The organism is Geobacillus sp. FSL K6-3411 (genome assembly GCF_037965715.1).
In the GTDB taxonomy this organism is placed as follows: domain Bacteria; phylum Bacillota; class Bacilli; order Bacillales; family Anoxybacillaceae; genus Geobacillus; species Geobacillus thermodenitrificans.
In genome coordinates, this window is sequence record NZ_CP150187.1 from 2771407 (window position 1) to 2790692 (window position 19286).

At 50.3% G+C, this 19286-nt stretch carries 21 protein-coding genes and 3 other annotated features (1 of these 24 running past the window's edge); of the genes, 2 read left to right on the plus strand and 19 right to left on the minus strand.

The window, feature by feature from the left end; translation table 11 throughout:
- Positions 1–161 (minus strand) — a binding site (T-box leader); it reaches 83 nt to the left of the window's first position.
- Positions 162–230: 69 nt separating this feature from the next.
- Both NSQ22_RS14105 and msrA read right to left on the minus strand, forming a co-directional pair.
- The gene (locus tag NSQ22_RS14105; RefSeq protein WP_029760623.1) at positions 231–986 is read right to left on the minus strand and encodes an RNA methyltransferase; all 756 of its coding nucleotides are present in this window, start codon (positions 984–986) and stop codon (positions 231–233) included.
- The gene (msrA, locus tag NSQ22_RS14110) at positions 983–1507 is read right to left on the minus strand and encodes a peptide-methionine (S)-S-oxide reductase MsrA (protein WP_008881164.1); all 525 of its coding nucleotides are present in this window, start codon (positions 1505–1507) and stop codon (positions 983–985) included. Before msrA ends, NSQ22_RS14105 begins: the two co-directional genes overlap by 4 nt.
- Positions 1508–1648: 141 nt before the next feature.
- Between msrA and sspI the strand changes: the two genes are divergently transcribed.
- Positions 1649–1858 (plus strand): small acid-soluble spore protein SspI, encoded by a 210-nt coding sequence (gene sspI / locus NSQ22_RS14115; protein ID WP_008881165.1) that lies wholly within the window; start codon positions 1649–1651, stop codon positions 1856–1858.
- A gap of 252 nt (positions 1859–2110) precedes the next feature.
- A complete protein-coding gene (locus tag NSQ22_RS14120) occupies positions 2111–2293 on the plus strand; it encodes a helix-turn-helix domain-containing protein (protein ID WP_223812937.1) in 183 nt (60 codons plus the stop codon).
- 325 nt (positions 2294–2618) lie between these two features.
- On the opposite strand, the gene NSQ22_RS14125 is transcribed toward NSQ22_RS14120, so the two are convergent.
- The 17 genes from NSQ22_RS14125 to polA all read right to left on the minus strand — a co-directional run bounded on the left by NSQ22_RS14125 (position 2619) and on the right by polA (position 19260).
- Positions 2619–3704, minus strand: coding sequence for a M42 family metallopeptidase (locus tag NSQ22_RS14125; RefSeq protein WP_011887941.1), 1086 nt, complete (start codon positions 3702–3704; stop codon positions 2619–2621).
- Between the two features lie 92 nt (positions 3705–3796).
- Positions 3797–4282, minus strand: coding sequence for a dUTP diphosphatase (locus tag NSQ22_RS14130; protein WP_011887942.1), 486 nt, complete (start codon positions 4280–4282; stop codon positions 3797–3799).
- A gap of 15 nt (positions 4283–4297) precedes the next feature.
- On the minus strand, positions 4298–4549 hold the full coding sequence (locus NSQ22_RS14135) for a DUF1294 domain-containing protein (RefSeq protein WP_011887943.1): 252 nt from the start codon (positions 4547–4549) through the stop codon (positions 4298–4300).
- Positions 4550–4619: 70 nt separating this feature from the next.
- Entirely contained in the window at positions 4620–4979 is a 360-nt protein-coding gene (gene rplT, locus NSQ22_RS14140; protein WP_011887944.1) for a 50S ribosomal protein L20, read from the minus strand.
- Between the two features lie 26 nt (positions 4980–5005).
- Positions 5006–5206 (minus strand): 50S ribosomal protein L35, encoded by a 201-nt coding sequence (gene rpmI, locus NSQ22_RS14145; protein WP_011887945.1) that lies wholly within the window; start codon positions 5204–5206, stop codon positions 5006–5008.
- A 12-nt stretch (positions 5207–5218) separates the two neighbouring features.
- Positions 5219–5740 (minus strand): translation initiation factor IF-3, encoded by a 522-nt coding sequence (gene infC / locus NSQ22_RS14150; RefSeq protein ID WP_078172646.1) that lies wholly within the window; start codon positions 5738–5740, stop codon positions 5219–5221.
- Positions 5741–5793: 53 nt separating this feature from the next.
- Positions 5794–5925, minus strand: a sequence feature (ribosomal protein L20 leader region).
- Positions 5926–6169: 244 nt separating this feature from the next.
- Complete coding sequence (thrS, locus tag NSQ22_RS14155) at positions 6170–8119, minus strand: threonine--tRNA ligase (RefSeq protein WP_029760619.1); 1950 nt, start codon at positions 8117–8119, stop codon at positions 6170–6172.
- 49 nt (positions 8120–8168) lie between these two features.
- Positions 8169–8395, minus strand: a binding site (T-box leader).
- A 45-nt stretch (positions 8396–8440) separates the two neighbouring features.
- The gene (gene ytxC / locus NSQ22_RS14160) at positions 8441–9316 is read right to left on the minus strand and encodes a putative sporulation protein YtxC (protein WP_060476097.1); all 876 of its coding nucleotides are present in this window, start codon (positions 9314–9316) and stop codon (positions 8441–8443) included.
- Positions 9317–9505: 189 nt separating this feature from the next.
- Positions 9506–10447 carry a primosomal protein DnaI gene (gene dnaI / locus NSQ22_RS14165; RefSeq protein WP_008880842.1) on the minus strand — a complete coding sequence of 314 codons (942 nt, stop codon included), beginning with the start codon at positions 10445–10447 and terminating at the stop codon, positions 9506–9508.
- 11 nt (positions 10448–10458) lie between these two features.
- Positions 10459–11850, minus strand: a complete 1392-nt coding sequence (locus tag NSQ22_RS14170) for a replication initiation and membrane attachment family protein (protein WP_008880843.1) — start codon at positions 11848–11850, stop codon at positions 10459–10461.
- A 104-nt stretch (positions 11851–11954) separates the two neighbouring features.
- On the minus strand, positions 11955–12416 hold the full coding sequence (nrdR, locus tag NSQ22_RS14175) for a transcriptional regulator NrdR (RefSeq protein ID WP_008880844.1): 462 nt from the start codon (positions 12414–12416) through the stop codon (positions 11955–11957).
- 67 nt (positions 12417–12483) lie between these two features.
- The gene (locus NSQ22_RS14180; protein WP_008880845.1) at positions 12484–12882 is read right to left on the minus strand and encodes a hypothetical protein; all 399 of its coding nucleotides are present in this window, start codon (positions 12880–12882) and stop codon (positions 12484–12486) included.
- A gap of 123 nt (positions 12883–13005) precedes the next feature.
- Entirely contained in the window at positions 13006–13380 is a 375-nt protein-coding gene (speD, locus tag NSQ22_RS14185) for an adenosylmethionine decarboxylase (protein WP_008880846.1), read from the minus strand.
- A 401-nt stretch (positions 13381–13781) separates the two neighbouring features.
- Positions 13782–14810 (minus strand): glyceraldehyde-3-phosphate dehydrogenase, encoded by a 1029-nt coding sequence (locus tag NSQ22_RS14190; RefSeq protein ID WP_008880847.1) that lies wholly within the window; start codon positions 14808–14810, stop codon positions 13782–13784.
- Between the two features lie 116 nt (positions 14811–14926).
- Entirely contained in the window at positions 14927–15532 is a 606-nt protein-coding gene (gene coaE / locus NSQ22_RS14195; RefSeq protein WP_008880848.1) for a dephospho-CoA kinase, read from the minus strand.
- A gap of 28 nt (positions 15533–15560) precedes the next feature.
- On the minus strand, positions 15561–16385 hold the full coding sequence (gene mutM, locus NSQ22_RS14200; RefSeq protein WP_008880849.1) for a DNA-formamidopyrimidine glycosylase: 825 nt from the start codon (positions 16383–16385) through the stop codon (positions 15561–15563).
- 238 nt (positions 16386–16623) lie between these two features.
- A complete protein-coding gene (polA, locus tag NSQ22_RS14205) occupies positions 16624–19260 on the minus strand; it encodes a DNA polymerase I (RefSeq protein WP_081156906.1) in 2637 nt (878 codons plus the stop codon).
- Positions 19261–19286 lie beyond the last annotated feature (26 nt).

Sequence of the window (19286 nt, forward strand, 5' to 3'; positions counted from 1 at the left end):
CCCGAAGCCGGATCACCTTTACATCCTGCCTGAGAGGATGGTCCCGGTGTCAACTCGGGAGGTGAACTTCACTTGCGTCGGCCATAAAAACGCTCCCAGTCTATGGCGTTTTCTCCCTGGATGGCGAGCAGCAAGCTACTCTTCTCCGTCATCGTTGTTATCGATATGGGAAATGTCGCTATTCATTATACGCAAACCAAGAGACAAAGGCAAGGTAAGTCAGAAATTTTTTACTGCGCCGTCTGCAAGGAGTAAAGTAAAATTCCAGCTGCAACGGCAACGTTGAGTGACTCGGCTTGGCCGTAAATCGGAATGTAGACATTTTCCGTTGTCATCTTGAGCAGCTCGCGCCGGACGCCGCTTCCTTCATTGCCAACTAAAAGCGCAAATGAGGATGATTGCGGGATGGCACGGTAGTCGACCGCATTCTCCAAGGCGGTGCCGTACACTGGAACACCTTGCTCTTTCAAGCGCGTGATCCATTCTGCCACATCGCCTTTGACAACCGGAAGATGAAACAACGACCCTTGGGTTGCGCGGATCACTTTCGGATTGTACAAGTCAGCACATCCTTCTCCTAAAATGACAGCATCAATGCCGGCTGCGTCGGCAGTGCGAATCATTGTGCCAAGATTGCCTGGGTCTTGCACGGCATCAATGAGCAACGCCGTTTTCACACCTGTAAGCTCATGCGGCCGCTGACGACAGATGGCAGCGATCCCTTGCGGCGTTTCCGTGCTGCTGATCGCCTTCATCACCGTCTCGGTCACGATCACTACCGGAACATCGCTGACGTCCCAGCCGGGCGGGATCGTCGTCCGTTCATCCACAATCAACTCGACAAGCGGCGCTTGGCTTTTGACTGCCTCTTCAACGAGATGAAATCCTTCTAGCAAAAAGCACCCGGTTTCCTCGCGTCCTTTTTTCGTCAATAACTTTTTCCAATGCTTTACACGTGCATTTTTCGGCGATTCGATCCGCTTCACCGCTTCGCCCCCCAATGTTTGGCGATAAACTCGTCGCGCCCGGAAGCGGCACGATCTTGCTTGTAATGCTCCGGATTTTTCTTATGGTAGTTTTGATGGTGCTCTTCCGCCGGGTAAAACGTTGTAGCTGGCAAAATTTTTGTCACAATCGGCTTTGAGAAACGCCCACTTTCTTCTAACGCCCGCTTTGACTGCTCAGCGAGCCGGCGCTGTGTTTCGTTATGGTAAAAAATCGCCGTCCGGTATTGCGGTCCACGGTCATGAAACTGACCGCCGTCATCGGTCGGGTCAATTTGGCACCAATACAGCTCTAAAAGCCGCTCATATGGGAACACGTCCGGGTCAAACGTGATTTGCACCGCTTCATAATGGCCGGTCGTCCCTGTTTTCACTTGCTCATACGTCGGATTTTCAACATGCCCACCCGTATAGCCAGAGACGATGCCGTAAATGCCGTCCAGCTCTTCAAACGGCGTCACCATGCACCAAAAGCAACCTCCAGCGAATGTCGCTTTTTCCATTGTGTCGTCACCTCATACGTCAAGTTTCTTCATTTTGATATTTGCTCCCCATTATACCATAGACGTGAACCACCGATGTATAAATCTGCTGCCATTGGCAAACGATAACGTTGTACAACAACGGCAAACGAGGTGATGACAATGAATTTAAATCTTCGCCATGCGATTATGCACAATGTCGCAAACAATTCGAAAGACCAGCTCGAAAATACGATTGAAGACGCGATTCAACGTGGTGAGGAAAAGTATTTGCCCGGCCTTGGCGTCCTCTTTGAAGCCATTTGGACAAACGCCAATGAGCAGCAAAAAGACATGATGCTCTCCACGCTCGAGCAAGCAGTCAAACAGTAAGCAGTCGCTGGCGCTGCGGTCCACCCTTCCCGCCTAGAAGGCTGATGAAACACAATGACTATGGGAAAAGGGAAACGTATTTCAACTTGAGAACGCCTACTATGAAGCTACATGCTCTGTTTCATCGCACGCCTTCTAAACAGCGCCACCCCCCAACACCTCGCCTCAACGAAAAAAGCCCGCCCGACTAGGGCGGCTTTTCCATTTTGATATAATAGGTAATCATAACAAATTGGAAGGGGAAAAACACTGCTGGTAAACAAAGCATATCCATTTAGAATCTATCCAAACAAAACATTTGGTTGTTCTCGATTCGTCCTTAACTTCTTTTTGAACAAGCAAAAAGAAAAAATAGCTATTAGTCTGAGGGATCCCTCAGTGTTCGCAGGAATCTCCCACTTCAAACAAACTGTAAGGCGGTTAAGCGGTGAGTAGTTCAACTCTCTTTCGGCCAATCATATCCCTCTGCTTACTAAAATAACTGCCCTGAGGCACGGCTCAACTAGTGAGACCGTTTTACTGCCGTCAATGCAAAAGCGGGTTGGAATACATCCGCCGGCAAAGCGAAAAACGGTCACAACATGTTGACCAATCAAGAAATTGGATAACAAGCGCCGCATACAAACCAGCACAATAAGTAGCGCTGTTTCTACCAAGAAGAAGGTGTCCCAAAACGTTCGGGACACCTGTTTCCTTCTGTATATACGCAAATCCTTTTCGTTAAAAGAGGCTGCCTTTTCAGGCAACCTCCTTACGCTCGTTATTCAAATGTAATTTGGTTCACTTTATCAGCATCAAGCCGTTTAATGACTTCAACTAATAGCTTGACCGTGTTTTCATAGTCATCGCGATGCAAAATGGAAGCATGCGAATGGATGTAGCGGGTTGGAATGGCAATCGTCAGTGACGGGACACCGCTGCCGGTTAAATGAATCGCCCCCGCGTCCGTGCCGCCGCCTGGCATGGCGTCAAAGTGATACGGAATGTTCAGCTCTTCCGCCACTTCGATGACAAATTCGCGCAAACCGCGATGCGACACCATCGTTGCATCGTATAGGACAATGTGCGGGCCGGCGCCGAGCTTGCCCATCGCTTCTTTTTCCGAGACACCTGGCGTATCGCCTGCCACGCCGACGTCAACGGCAAAAGCGATGTCCGGTTGAATGAATTGGGCAGCCGTGCGCGCCCCGCGCAAACCGACTTCTTCCTGTACCGTGCCGACACCATACACCGTGTTCGGGTGGTCAACGCCTTTCAGCTGCTTGAGCACATCAATGGCGATCGCACAGCCGATCCGGTTGTCCCACGCTTTGGCTAACAGCATTTTTTCATTGTTCAACACGGTAAACTCAAAATACGGTACGATCATATCGCCTGGGCGGACGCCCCACTCCATCGCTTCGTCACGGCTCTTCGCACCGATGTCAATGAACATATCTTTAATATCAACCGGTTTTTTGCGCGCCTCCGGCGGCAAAATGTGCGGCGGCTTCGAACCGATCACACCGGTGATGTCGCCCTTTTTCGTTACGATGGTCACTCGTTGGGCGAGCATCACTTGGCTCCACCAGCCGCCGAGCGTTTGGAAGCGGATGAATCCTTTATCATCGATTTGCGTGACCATAAAGCCGACTTCGTCCAAATGGCCGGCAATCATGACTTTCGGTCCGCCAGCTTTTCCTTCTTTTTTGGCGATCAAGCTGCCGAGACCGTCGGTCGTTACTTCGTCCGCATATGGGGCTATGTATGTTTTCATCACTTCGCGCGCTTCCCGTTCATTGCCCGGGACACCTTTTGCATCCGTCAACGCTTTCAGCATTGTTAACGTTTCGTCCAATTTTGCCATCTTGACACCCCTTTCCGTTTTTGTCCACTTTTTCATTATACCTGAAAAAGCTGGCGGTTGGCAAAATTCAATCATTTGCTCTCCAAAAAAGCTTAATACCGTTCGTTTTGCCGTTGATGGTTCACTTCATTTTTTCGACGGTACGCGGCGGTGATTTCATCTGGCGAAAAACCGAGCGCCGCGCCAAGGCACAAATATTCGGTAAACAGCTCGTGATAATCCGCACTCGCTTTCGTCATCCCGAACCGGTCAGCGGCGCGAAACACGGCGAGAAACTGTTCAACTAGCGGCCGTTGTGCCGAAGGAGACGTTTCACTTTCATAGAACAACCCGCATTCGAGTCCGAGCGACAAAAGGAAGTGCAACCCATCGACGTACTCTTCAAGCACTTTCTCTGCCGGTGAAGACGGCTTAACGCTCCAAAACTTAAAACAGCGTGTCTCGTTCGCCAGCTCACCAAGTTCAACAAGAAAAGCAAGATGCTTGCGCGCAAACAAATCTTCAGCCTCTAGGCCGTGCTGCGTTTCAATGCGTGTGTCTAACTCGCGTTGCATGTCGTAAAGCAAAGGCCAGTTCATTCTCTTCTCCCCTTTCTACCTCATCCACAGCCAATAAACAACGAACTCCGCCGCTGCCAACAGCGGCAAGCCGTATCGAAACACGCGATGGCGCGTTTTATGGCGAAACGTATACATGCCCGCCATAGCTCCGAAAGCTCCACCCAACCACGCCAGCAGCCAAAGCGTCCGCTCAGCGATGCGAAAACGATGGCGTCTCGCCTTATATTTATCAAGCCCCATGGCAAAAAAAGCGAGAAGATTGACGGCTATTGCATATTGTATCATAAGGCCCCTCCCTCACTCCATTTCCTATGTAAATAAAAACGGCCATCCCCGTTCAGGATGGCCATTCGTATTACTTATTCAAGTTCGCTTTTGCCAAGTCAGCGAGTTGAGCGAACGCTGCTTGGTCGTTTACCGCCAAGTCAGCAAGCATTTTCCGGTTTACTTCTACACCGGCCAGTTTCAAGCCGTGCATGAGGCGGCTGTAGGACAAGCCGTTTTGGCGAGCTGCCGCGTTGATACGCGCGATCCATAATTTACGGAAATCGCGCTTCCGTTGACGACGGTCGCGATACGCGTACATGAGAGATTTCATAACTTGTTGGTTAGCAACTCTATATAACGCGTGTTTCGCGCCGAAATACCCTTTCGCAAGCTTTAATACTTTTTTGCGACGTCTGCGCGTCACTGGTCCACCTTTTACGCGTGGCATAATTTTTCCCTCCTACTGATCGGTCATTATTTCAAGTTGTCAAGCATTTGACGAATGCGTTTGAAATCGCCAGGCGAAACGAGCGCCGCTTTGCGAAGATGACGTTTTTGCTTTTTCGTTTTGTTAGCAAACAAGTGGCTCGTATACGCATGACCGCGTTTTAATTTGCCGCTCGCCGTTTTTTTGAACCGTTTGGCCGAGCCGCGGTGAGTTTTCATTTTTGGCATCGTAGTTCCTCCTTACTTGTTGTCATTTTTCGGTGCCAGCACTAAAAACATGTTGCGCCCTTCCAATTTCGGCGCCGTTTCGACGACCGCGATATCAGCGCATGCTTCCGAGAAGCGGTCAAGGACGCGCTGCCCGATTTCTTTATGGGTGATCGCCCGCCCTTTAAAGCGGATCGTCGCCTTCACTTTATCGCCTTTTTCTAAAAACTTGCGCGCATTGCGTAGTTTCGTATTAAAGTCGTGTTCCTCAATCGTCGGGCTGAGGCGCACCTCTTTAATGTTGATCACCTTTTGCTTTTTGCGCGCTTCTTTTTCTTTCTTTTGCTGCTCAAAGCGGAATTTGCCGTAGTCCATGATACGGCAAACAGGCGGTTTGGCGTTCGGGGCGACAAGCACAAGGTCCAAGTTGCGTCTTGCCGCGATCTCGAGCGCTTCCTGCTTCGACTTAATGCCGAGCTGATCGCCGTTTTGATCGATTAAGCGCACTTCGCGGGCACGAATTTGTTCGTTGATAATAAAATCTTTGCTAATAATGAGCCACCTCCAAGGTTTTTTCCGACTGTCTTGTTTGTCGGCAGAATCCCGCTCCTAACAAAAAAGCGCGGATGCACAAGGCACCCGCGCACGATGTTCGAATAAACCATTGACGAACCGTAACAACCTGCCAACAGCCACTTAAGCGTCGGTCAGGTGAGAAGCGGGTGCTTCTGCTTTCGTTACAAACAAGCAATCATTTCACTTTATACACTATACCACCTTGGTGATGGCATGTCAAGGATCCATTCTTGATAAACACAACGTCCTTTATTATAGCGGATCATTGTTTCGTTGACAAGAGAAAACTTTTGATTTGTGACAAAAAGTTTTGTTGCCCTTCGTGTTCCCGTTTCTGAGGCAGCGCAGCTGTTCACCTGAAAAAAGCAGCCCGGCAGGCGGGCATGCCGCCTACGGGCCGCTGTTGGCTCATCGTTTTTTCACTCGTTTTTGCCGCACATCTTCTTCTAGCATCGCGATAAACTTGTCAAGCGCCACAGTCTCGCTTTCTTTTTCACCGTAGCGGCGGACGTTGACCGCTCGCTCGGCCGCTTCTTTGTCGCCGACAACGAGCATATAAGGAATTTTTTGCATTTGCGCTTCGCGGATTTTATAGCCGATTTTTTCATCCCGTTCGTCGACTTCGACGCGGAAGCCGTTTACTTGCAGCGCTTGTTTCACTTCATACGCATAATCGAGATGGGCTTCCGACGATACCGGGATGACTTCCACTTGCACCGGGGCGAGCCACGTTGGAAATGCCCCTTTGTATTCTTCGATCAAGAAGGCGACAAACCGTTCCATCGTGGAAACAACGCCGCGGTGGATGACGACCGGGCGGTGCGGTTTTCCATCTTCGCCGATATATGTTAAGTCAAACCGCTCCGGCAAGAGGAAGTCAAGCTGTACAGTCGACAGCGTCTCATCTTTGCCGAGTGCCGTGCGCACTTGCACATCGAGCTTCGGTCCGTAAAACGCTGCTTCCCCTTCCGCTTCGTAGTAATCGAGGCCAAGTTCATCCATCGCCTCGCGCAGCATGCGTTGCGCCTTTTCCCACATCTCGTCGTCGTCGTAATATTTTTCTTTATCTTGTGGGTCGCGGTACGACAGGCGGAACGAATATTCGTCCAGCCCAAAGTCTTTGTATACTTCCAAAATCAAATTAACGACGCGCTTAAACTCGTCTTTAATTTGATCCGGGCGCACGAAAATATGGGCGTCGTTGAGCGTCATGCCGCGGACACGCTGCAGTCCAGTAAGCGCCCCGGACATTTCGTAGCGATGCATCGTGCCGAGCTCGGCGATGCGGATCGGCAGCTCACGGTAGCTATGAAGCTTGCTTTTATAAATCATCATATGGTGCGGGCAGTTCATCGGCCGCAGCACGAGCTCTTCGTTATCCATTTCCATCGGTGGGAACATGTTTTCTTTATAATGGTCCCAGTGTCCTGAGGTTTTATACAGCTCCACACTACCGAGCACCGGCGTATATACATGATCATAACCAAGGGCGATTTCTTTATCGACAATGTACCGTTCAATCAAGCGACGGATCGTCGCCCCTTTCGGCAACCAAAGCGGCAGTCCTTGTCCGACTTTTTGTGATGTCGTAAATAGCTCAAGCTCTTTGCCCAATTTGCGATGATCGCGCTCTTTCGCCTCTTCGAGCAACTGCAAATAATGGTCCAGATCTTCTTTTTTGAAAAACGCCGTACCGTAAATACGCTGCAGCATTTTGTTGTTGCTGTCACCGCGCCAGTAGGCCCCCGAGATGCTGAGCAGCTTGAACTCTTTGATTTTCCCGGTCGACGGCACGTGCACACCCCGACAAAGATCGAAAAACTCGCCTTGCTCGTAAATGGAAATCGTCTCGCCTTCCGGAATATCGTTGATGAGCTCCAGTTTCAAGTGATCACCAATTTTTTCATACAGGCGAATCGCCTCGTCGCGGCTCACTTCTTTGCGAACAACGTCAAGATTTTCCTTTACGATTTTGCGCATTTCCGCCTCAATTTTCGGCAAATCATCCGGCGTCAGCTTATGTTCCATATCAATATCATAGTAGAAGCCGTTTTCAATGACCGGGCCGACGCCAAGCTTGACGTTGTCATACAGCCGCTTGATCGCTTGCGCCATTAAATGGGCGGTGCTATGACGCAAAATATCAAGTGCCTCAGGCATGTCCTGGGTAATAATGACAAGCTCGCCGTCTTCTTGAAGCGGCGTGCGTAAATCAACAAACCGGCCGTTCAGTTTCCCGGCAATCGCTTTTTTCTTCAATCCCGGACTGATCGAGGCAGCGATGTCCTCAGTTGACGTTCCGCTCGGAAACTCCTTTTTCGCCCCGTCCGGGAACGTAATGCGAATAACGTCTGGCATGAAGTTCACTCCTTTACCTTAATGTCAAAATAAAAAAACTCCTCCCTCATAAAGGGACGAGTTTTTGTCGTGGTTCCACCCTTCTTCCCATGGCAAAAACAAAGCCATGGCTCAACACATATAACGGCCGTCGACCGGCGGCAACTACTAGACGTCGCGTTCGCTACCGCAGCTCTGAGGGGGTAAGCACATTTTTCGTGTTAGGAAGGTTCCAGCCAACGCCTTCCCTCTCTGGAAACCGTAAAAATGCGCCCATGTCCTCATCATCGCTTGTTTTCGTTCACTTTTATGACGTCATTATAGCGAAAACAACAGGAAAAATCAAGATTCTTCTCGATTTCCAGCGTTAGCGGTAAACAGATGGGCAAAATCAGCGCGACGCCGAAGGCGAAGCCGCTCTTGGAACACGTTTTGCATCGTCTGCACCATGCCATCATCCGGATGATCCGTGTACAGCTCGATTTCAGCCGGAGCAAGCGAAATAAGCGGCGCCAGAACGGAAGAATCGATATACATCGGCTGGCTGAAGACGAGATGGCGATCAATCATTTGTTTTACTTCAGCCATCGACAATTCCCGTCGGCTGCTGTCATAAAACAAAAAGTGTGGCGGGTCATGTACTAAGTAGAGGCGCGGCCATTGCGGCGTCCGGGTGGCAAGGCAGTCACGCAGCATTTGCACAAAGTTTTGGTATTCCTGTTCTAGTTTGTATTCATCAATCGCCAGCTCGACGTAATGCTGGAGGCGCTCCATATACGACTTTAAGCGGAATGTAACGAATGAAGAAAACGAAAACGATAATCCGTCACGCAAAAAGGAAGCGAATGCGCTGCGCAGAAGCACTGCACGCGAAGCGGCAAACTCCCCGCCTTTCCGGTAGTCGCGCCGCTCACCTTCTAAAAACGAATGGGCGAGCGCTAAAATTTGCTGTTGCTCCTCCACATCACGGAAATAAAAGACGTCGGAGATGATCGATAAGAGCAACCTGTCTTCCACAACCCTCCTCACAAACGCCGTCATGGCTGGTATGATATGCTCCTCAAGCACGTGCTTCTCCTCGCCATGTATGTAAACCGCCACGGTTTTGCGTCCATCGTAAGCGGCGTGAAACAGCGGACAGGCATCCTGTTTCCGTTTGTTCAGCAGCCAAAACAGTTTCTCCGCCTCGCTTGCCTCGTCAAAATGGATTTCGATCACCCGCTGTCCCCCCTTAATTCGAGATCAATGCTTGGTTTATATATATGGGGACAACCAGCTGTTTAGACTAAAAAAAGAGCCAAGCTTAACGGCGTTTCACCTGAAGGGCGGCAAGACAAAAAAAAATCGGCGTCCTACTTTTGGAAGCCGATCGTAAGAGAACGTTGCTGCGGGATCCTAGTACGCCTATTAACCGTTTTGCTCGCGACGGTTTGGCCCGGTCAGCTCAATCGGGTATGCCAAATAGCGAATCCGTTCCATAATGCGCGCCGCCTTCACTTTCTCTTCCTCGCCGCGCTGCGAATACGTTAAATGATGGGCAAGCTGCTGCATATCAAAGTTGGATGTAAAAAAGGTCGGCAAGTTTTCAAACATCCGGTATTGCAAAATCGGACCGAGCACGTCATCGCGCACCCAGCTTGACATCGACTCAGCACCAAGATCATCAAGCATCAAAATCGGCACTTTTTTCACGTAATCCAGCTTTTCGTTCATCGTCTGATCTTGGAGCGAATGTTTCAGTTCACGAAACAGCTCCGGTACATAGACAATGAGCGATGGGATGTTTCGTTTGGCAAGCTCGTTGGCGATCGCGCCAAGCAAATACGTTTTGCCGACACCAAACGATCCGTGCAAATATAACCCTTTCATTTTTTTTCCTGGCTGGTATTCTGTCACAAACTTCTCGGCGAACTTGATCGCTTTAATCCGCCCATTATCGCTAAGATCAATATCAGACAGCGAGGCGTGCAAAATTTCACGCGGTACGAACATGCTTTGAATCAGCGATTCTTGCTGTCTTCGCTCGTCATCCTGCACCTTTTTCGGGCAGCGGTCATACTCGGTGTCAATCCGTCCACCGGTGACCACCAAATTCGGACGGTATCCCGGCAGCATGTTCGGGCATTGCTCGAGCCCTGGGCATTGGCGGCAGTGCTGGCTTTGCTCAATAAATTCATACAGCTTCATCAAACTGCGGTCAACCATGTCGTTTGACAACTGCCGCTCGTGTGCCCGCAAAAACGGCTGCACGTCCGGATGTGTCAAAATATAGGTCCTCATTTGTTCATAACGCTGCTTAAACCCTTGGTTGCCAAGCAACCGCTGCAACAAGTGGTTTACTCGTTCCATTGCTTTTACACCTACGATCCATCACGATATTTTTTCAGCCGTTCTTCAAGCTCTTTGCGCGCCTGTTCCACATCAAAATCGTCATCGTCCGGTTGACTGTAATCCATCTTCAGCCAGTCAGGAACAATTTCTGTGCGCACGACTTTTCGCACTGGCCGTACCCCTTTTTCTTTTTCATTCGCCCACTGTTGGTATGTCTTTGCTTCCTCTTTGGCTAACTCCATGGCCTCTTTGACCGTCCGCACTTTTTTGCGCGCCCAATGACTGGCGATTTTTTCGACATATTTTTTTGATAGTTTCATATTCGTCCGCAGCATAACGTAATAAATCAACACGTTGACAACACCAGGAAGAAGCTGCTGCTGAAACATAACGTCTTCAATCAACTGCAAATCCCCTAGCGACGGTTCAGCACCACCTGAAATTTCTTTCAACAGCTGACGTGGAGAAATCGTTTCGAGCTGCTTCATCAGCTGCTCTTCCTTCGTGCGTGGTTCAACATTCTCCATCGTCCGATGGGCGAGCGGCTGCACCCGCTCGACAAGCCGTGGTGCGGCACCGCCATGCTCAAGCTCATACCATTCACGCGCCGCTTGACGCAACGCATCAATATCGATATGGTAAGCGGGATCGATGACACCAAGAACGATTTTTTGCATTTCAAGCGGCGGAATGCCGTATAAAAATGCCAACTTTTTAATTGCTTCTTTCACTTTTGCCGTCACTGCTCGACGCGGCACCAATTGTTTCGACAGTCCAGCAAAAAACAGTTCAAAATCAAACACGTCGTCATCGAGCGTATACGATGCCCCGTCCCGCCCAATATGCACCTTTCCGTCCGGCGGCTCGAGTTCATGTCCGGCTTCTTCGCTAAAACCGGCGACGATTTGTTCAGCTTGGACGGCTGAAAAGACGTCAGAAAACGAACGTGTCACTCGGGTAAACTTCGTCTCGTCAATCGAGGGGCGGGCAAAAAACTCGTTCAGTTGGGCAAACAAATGGCGACCGACTTGCCGATACAAAAAGACACCGAGCATTTCGTCGCGGAAAAACTGATCGGGCGCCAGCGGCGGACGCAATTCATAAAGAAACTGTTTCGGCTCTTCCGTTTCCCAAACACGGACGTATGTATTCAACAGTCCGATTCCTTCAAGTTTGAGCCGTTCACTATAAATGTCCGGCAGCCCGCATTGCATAAGCGCCATCAGCCGATGGTGAGTCGCTTCCCGGCCGCCGAGCAGCTCAAGTTCCCCCCAAAGCGTCATATAAAGCGCGAGCGCGCGATAGCCAATGAGCGGCTGATAGAGCATCGTCAACACTTTTCGATCCACATCATGCAATACTCCACGGCTTTGTACCATGTACCGGTCGACGGCAATCAGTTCTTTCCAATGATGTTCCATCGTCCCAACCTTCCATTTCGTCGTATTCGTTTCAACCCGCCTCTCTCCTTTCCTGCCCGAAAAAACGTTGAAAAAAGGGCTTGCTGCCTAACGCGAAAGCCCTTTTACCGCTGTCCTTTTTTAATCAACTCTTTTAGTTCTTCAATAAATACATTAATATCTTTAAACTGGCGATAGACGGAAGCAAAACGGACATAAGCCACTTCATCGATGCGCGACAGCCGTTCCATGACCATTTCACCGATCGTTTCGCTTTTCACTTCCGATACGCCTTGATTACGCAACTCTCGTTCGATTTCTTGCGTCACTTTTTCCAGTTCTTCCAACGCCACCGGCCGTTTTTCACACGCTTTAATCAAGCCACGCAAAATTTTTTCCCGGCTGAATTCTTCGCGCGTCCCTTCTTTTTTCACGACAATGAGCGGCGGCTCCTCGATCCGCTCAAACGTCGTAAACCGATAATGGCACCGTTCACACTCCCGCCGACGACGGATCGAACGGCCTTCCTCGGCTGGACGCGAATCAAGCACGCGCGTGCCTTGATGATGGCATGACGGACACCGCATAACATTCACTCCGTTTGTCTTCTTATTTTCTATCATACCGGAATGGAGAAAAGCAGACAAGCCATAGTTAGCCGTTTAACCCGGAGCCGATATACGGCAGACGGGCATCAAGCTTCCGGTACAATTCGAGGATCACTGCCCGGCTGGAGCCAAAATCAAACGGCAACACCTTCGTCTCCGTCGTCACTGAAAAGTCGACCGCTGTTTCAAACGGACGAACCGAAACGACGGTAGCAACAATAAACAACTTTTTGCCCCGCCGTGTCTGAGCACAAAGCTCGCCTCGCTCCTCGGAAACGGAAAGCAGCTCGGCGTTAGGTAACGACGAAAGCAGCTCTTTGACTGCTTCGATGACAGCACGGTTGGTCGCCTTGTAATAATGGCTGCGCAGCTCGGAATCTTCATGGGTTTCCCGCGTTTCACAATGGTTCGTCAACGCATACTTCAACTTCTTCCACACGCTCATAGCCACGTCTCCCTAGTCGTTCTTTTTCTTCCATCATACCATGATTTTCACCGCTGTTGTACCGTCGAAGAATAAAAAAAGGAGCGTTCCGCTTACGCTCCTTTCGGTTCCGTCGTTATGGAATTACAGCGCGTGCGCCTTTTTCACTTCGATTGGACGCATGCCGCGCGGAAGTTCAATCGTTTCTCGCGTTTGTGCGCCGAGCTGTTCTGCGATGTAGTCAGCGGCAATCGTCGGGTCTAAATGGCCGCATGTATACACATCAATACTCGCATAGCCATGTTCAGGGAACGTGTGAATTGTTAAATGAGATTCCGAAATAATGACAACTCCGCTTACGCCTTGTGGAGCGAATTTATGGAACGCGACTTCACGAATTTCCGCCCCCGATTTTAGTGCGGCGTCAACAAATGTTTTTTCAATAAAATCGATATCATTCAGTTTGTCAAAGTCGCATCCCCAGAGTTCCGAGATAACGTGACGACCCATCGTATCCATGCAAAGAATCCCCCTTTTAACCAATTTTCTCAAATAAAAAACAGATTGTCGTTTGCAAAATGGCATGTATAACTACCACGGGGGAAAGTTAGTCCTAAGAGGTCCTAACCCTTTAAGTAGTCACATTACCTTTGCCGTTAAGAAGTTCACGAGACATAGTATACTTTGTTTAGGGGTTTTTTGCAACAGCCTTTTTTAATTTTTTTACATGAGAAAAACAAGAAACGCCCAAGCCGCTCAACATCGGCTTGGGCGCTTTTTGGAAACGGATTGGATAAGCCTTGCGGCGAATGTTCAAGCAACCAGTCAGCGAACGCCCTCCTACGTACCATCACACTGAGAAGCGGGGATACCTTGACTCAAGGTGATAAAATAACGCCGGCGGATGGCCGGCGAAGTGGTTACGCATTGACGTGAAGATGTTCGTTCATCTTAGCAGCGACAAGATGCGCTAAGTCGACGACGCGGCACGAATAGCCCCATTCGTTGTCATACCAAGCGAGCACTTTCACTTTCCGTCCATCGATCACCATCGTCGACAAACCATCAATGATCGCTGAATGCGGATTCGTGTTGAAGTCGATCGACACAAGCGGTTCCATCGTGAATTCTAAAATTCCTTTCAGCGGTCCGTTAGCCGCGCGAAGCAACGCCTCGTTCACTTCATCAATCGTTACATCCCGTTTGACATCGACGACCAAATCGACAAGCGAGACGTTTGGCGTCGGGACGCGCAGCGCCATGCCGTGAAGTTTTCCTTTCAAATGCGGTAACACTAAGCCAAGCGCTTTCGCCGCCCCAGTCGTCGTCGGAATGATCGATTGTGCGCATGAGCGGGCGCGGCGCAAATCTTTATGCGGATTGTCAATATTTTTTTGGTCGTTCGTATAGGCGTGAACGGTCGTCATCAGCCCGTTTTCAATTCCGAACGCCTCATCAAGCACTTTCACGACAGGAGCGAGACAGTTCGTCGTGCACGAAGCGTTCGAAATGATGAAATGACGTTCGATATCAAGCATCTGTTCGTTGACGCCAACGACGATTGTGACATCCTCATTTTTGCCCGGAGCGGTTAAAATGACACGCTTCGCCCCAGCGTCTAAGTGGAGGCTCGCTTTCTCACGAGAATTAAATTTTCCAGTTGCTTCAATGACGATATCGATATCAAGCTCTTTCCACGGCAGTTGCTGCGGATCGCGCGAGTTCAATAGCTTCACTTTTTTTCCGTTGACAAGCAGGCCGTCTTCTAAGGCGGTGACGTCCCCGTCAAATTTGCCGTGGTTCGAGTCGTATTTCACTAAATGGGCTAACGTTTCGGGCGGATAGCTGGCATTGACCGCCACAATATCGAGATCAGGAGAATTGATGGCTCTCCGGAAAACCATCCGTCCAATTCGTCCGAATCCGTTAATCGCCACTTTCGCCTTCATTCACCTTGTTCTCCTCTCATATATGTTATACTATTTATCGCAATCTGTATAAATAGTATATCATATTTTTCAAGAATGTGGAGAGCAAAATGACAAAAAACAAACAAAAAAGACGCCTATTTTTCCAAGGCGTCCCATTGTTGTAAAATCGACAATAACTGTCGACGCGTCTGTTCCACCGTTCCGTTATTGTCGATAACTGCATCAGCACGTTTTACTTTTTCTTCGAGCGGCCACTGAGCGCGGATGCGGGCGATCGCTTCCTCCTCGGTGAAGCCGTTTCGCGCCATGAGGCGACGAAGCTGAACGTCATCATCAACGTAAACGACGAGCACTTTATCAACCCAATCGGTCAGTCCGCTTTCAAATAAGAGAGGAATATCCAAGACGACCGTTTTTGCTCCGGAACGAATGAGCTCCTCTTTTTCCGCAAGCATTTTCCGGCGCACAGCCGGATGGACGATGGCGTTCAGCTTTTTCCGCTCTTGTTCGTTGTTAAAGACGATCGCTCCGAGTTTTGCCCGGTCGATCTCGCCGTTCATCTGCAAAATGTCCGGACCGAAGGTAGCGACGATTTGTCGATACGCCTCTTCTCCTGGTTCAACGACAGCTCGCGCCGCCTCATCCGCGTCAATGACCGGAAGGCCGAGTTCGCGCATCATGGCACTGACCGTACTTTTCCCGCTCGCGATTCCCCCAGTCAACCCGATGGTTACTGCCATTTGATTTCTCTCCTTTTTCGTTTGTCGCCTACCGCTGACAGTGCGGGCAATAGTGCGTGCCGCGGCCGGCGACGACCGTTTTTTCAATCGGGGTTCCGCACCGTTTGCACGGCTCCCCTTTGCGGCCATATACGAACAAGCTATGTTGGAACGTACCCGTTTCCCCTTGCGTGTTGACGTACGTTCGCACCGTGCTTCCCCCCTTCATGATGGCCTCACCGATGGTGGCGACCATCTGTTCATGCAGCCGCTTGATTTCTTCGTCTGTCAGTGAAGCGGCCTGCCGCTCGGGAAGAATGCCAGCGCGAAACAGTGATTCATCGACGTAAATGTTGCCAAATCCAGCGACGACGGTTTGGTCAAGCAGCAACGCTTTCACAGTCCGTTTCGTTTTCGCGGCCCGCTCCGCCAATACGGCTGGAGAAAACGCCGGGGAAAGCGGCTCCGGCCCCAATTGATCAAGCGGCGGCTGGCGGTCTCCCTCCTCCTTGGCATACACATGCATCGTTCCGAACTTGCGCACATCGCGATAACGGAGTTCACTATCGTCAGTGAAGCGGAACACGACGTGCGTGTGCGGGTCAAGCGGTTCGTGTGCATCAGCAACGGTGTAACGCCCTTCCATGCGCAAATGGGAAACAAGCATATCTTGGTCAAACAAAAACTTCAAAAATTTCCCTCGCCGATCGATGCCGCGCACCGTCTGTCCAACAAGCCTTGCGGCAAATGCCTCCGGATCTTGTGGATGACGAATGATGTTCGGCCAAAAAATTTGCACATCCCCGACCGTTTTGCCAACAATAAGCGGCAGCAACGTGCGGCGGATCGTTTCCACTTCCGGCAATTCTGGCATCACGTTCCCTCCTTTCTTTGCTCGTTTGCCTGTACAATCACAAAATGCAGGCTGGCCGGGCAGAGAGCCTTTTTCTTCCCTGTCGTTCACCGGCGTCCCGACTCAAGCCAAGACGACTTCTCTTTGTTGATGTCGACTTGCCCCGCAACCGGGCAAAAGCTTTTTCCCATTCGCATCAGCCCGGCTGGGAGAAGTTCTTTTTCTATGATTGGCCGGCCCGTTTCCGCCCCCGTACCCCTTATTTGGCATCATACCATGTTGGGCCGTAATGGTAGTCGACTTTCAGCGGCACGCGGAGCGTAACGGCCTGCTCCATCACTTCCGGAACAAGCTCACATAATCGCTCAATTTCCTCTTTTGGCGCTTCCAAAATGAGCTCGTCATGCACTTGCAGCAAAAGACGAGCCTGAAGCTGCTCTTCTTTCAGCCGTGCCGCTAAATCAATCATCGCTTTTTTAATAATGTCAGCGGCGCTTCCTTGAATTGGCGTGTTCATGGCCGTCCGCTCTGCAAAACTGCGGACGTTGAAATTGCGGCTTGTAATATCAGGCAAATAGCGGCGCCGATGCAACAGCGTTGTCACATATCCTTTCTGTTTCGCTTCTTGCACAATGTTTTCCATATACTGCTTTACGCCCGGAAAGCTGGCGAAGTAACGTTCGATAAATTCGGCAGCTTCTTTGCGCGTAATGTTCAAGTTTTGCGCCAATCCGTAATCGCTAATTCCGTAAACGATACCGAAGTTAACGGCCTTTGCCTGGCGGCGCATGTTGGCCGTGACTTCCTCTTCGCTCACATGGAAAATGTCCATCGCCGTTTTTGTGTGAATATCCAAATCGCGTTGGAACGCTTCAATTAGATTGTCGTCATCGGCGATATGGGCGAGGACGCGCAATTCAATTTGTGAGTAATCGGCGGCGAAAATGAGCCAGTCCGGCTCTGACGGGACGAACGCTTGGCGGATTTTCCGCCCCTCTTCGAGCCGAATCGGAATGTTTTGCAAGTTCGGCTCGGCCGAGCTGAGCCGCCCAGTTTGCGTCAGCGCTTGGTTGAACATCGTATGCACTTTGCCGGTATCAGGGCGCACAACTTTCAACAATCCTTCAATATACGTTGATTGCAGTTTGCCAAGCTGGCGGTAATGCAAAATGTTTTCGACGATTTCATGATGCGGCGCAAGCTTCTCAAGCACATCAGCCGAAGTCGAATAGCCTGTTTTCGTCTTCTTCAGCACCGGTAGCTGCAGCTTTTCAAATAAAATGACTCCGAGCTGTTTTGGTGAGTTAATGTTGAACTCTTGGCCGGCTAGCTCGTAAATGCGCTGCTCGATGGCACGCAGTTGTTCGGCGAGCTCCGAACCCATCTGTTCAAGCCGCTTTGTATCCACGTTCACCCCAGTGAATTCCATTTCAGCCAAAATCGCCGCCAGCGGCTGCTCAAGCTTCGTTAATAATTGATCTTGTTCGTTGTTCCGCAAATCGTCCATAAACGGCTGCTCAAGCGCCCAAATGGCTGCCGCTTTGCGAACGAGATGCTCAGCAAGCGTCTGTTCGTCCGGCAGCGACCGCTTGGCGCCTTTGCCATAGACCGCTTCATCCGACCGCACCGCTTCATATTGTTTCATTTTCGCCACCGCAGCGATATCGCCGGCATCTTGAGCCGGATTGAGCAAATAGGCAGCGAGCAATAAATCAAAGGCGACGCCGCGAAGCTCAATTCCTTTCCACTTTAAGGCAACGACTGCCCGCTTGGCGTCAAACATGCTTTTTTTCTTCGTTTCATCGGCAAGCCATGCTAAAAATTGCGAATCAGCCAGCGCGGTCTCCGGGCGCATAAAAAATCGCCCATGCTCGTTCACTAGTGCGATTCCGACAATCGGGGCATCGTGGTAGTTTTCTTCCATCACCTCAACGACAAGCGCTGCCTTGTCGGCAAGCATCTCTTCGGTAATGACGTCAACGATGGCAAACTCCATCTCCTCAAGCGGTTTCTCCCCTTCGGCTGCCGGCGCGGCCATTTTTTCCAAGAACGACTGAAACCCGAGTTCTTTAAATAACGCGATGACTTTTTCGCGGTCTTGTCCTTCGTAGACGATGTCATCTAACGACAGCTCAACCGGGGCGTCGCGGCAAATGGACGCCAGCTGTTTGCTCAAGAGAGCTAAATCCCGGTGTTGGCGCAAGTTTTCTTTCAGTTTTTCCCCTTTCACCTCATCGATCGATGCGAGCACATTTTCCACCGTACCAAATTGCTTCAGCAGCTTGACCGCCGTTTTTTCCCCGATGCCGGGCACGCCCGGGATGTTGTCGGATTTATCGCCCATCAATCCTTTTAAATCCACTATTTGCTCCGGAGTCAGGCCGTATTTTTCGTGAACGGTCTCTGGCGTATACGGCTCAATGTCGGTAATCCCTTTTTTCGTAATATCGACCGTCACATGACGGGAGGCGAGCTGGGTTAAATCGCGGTCGCCGGAAATGATTTTCACTTCAAACCCTTCTTGCTCAGCGCGGGCAGCGAGCGTCCCGATAATATCGTCCGCTTCGTAATGATCAAGTTCATAAGCGGGAATGCGGTACGCTTTTAATAACTCGCGCAACAGCGGAAACTGCTCGGACAGTTCCGGGGGAGTTTGTTGCCGTCCGCCTTTATACTCTTGAAACGTTTCATGCCGGAACGTCGTTTTTCCGGCGTCAAACGCTACAAGTAAATGGGTCGGTTGTTCTTCCGCCAAAATTTTGTTCAACATCATCGTAAACCCGTAAACCGCATTCGTATGAATGCCTTTGTCGTTATGCAAAAGTGGCAAGGCAAAAAAGGCGCGGTATGCCACGCTGTTGCCATCAATTAAGACGAGTTTTTTCTTCAATCTCATCCCTCCTCGAACGCTCCTTGTTCTAT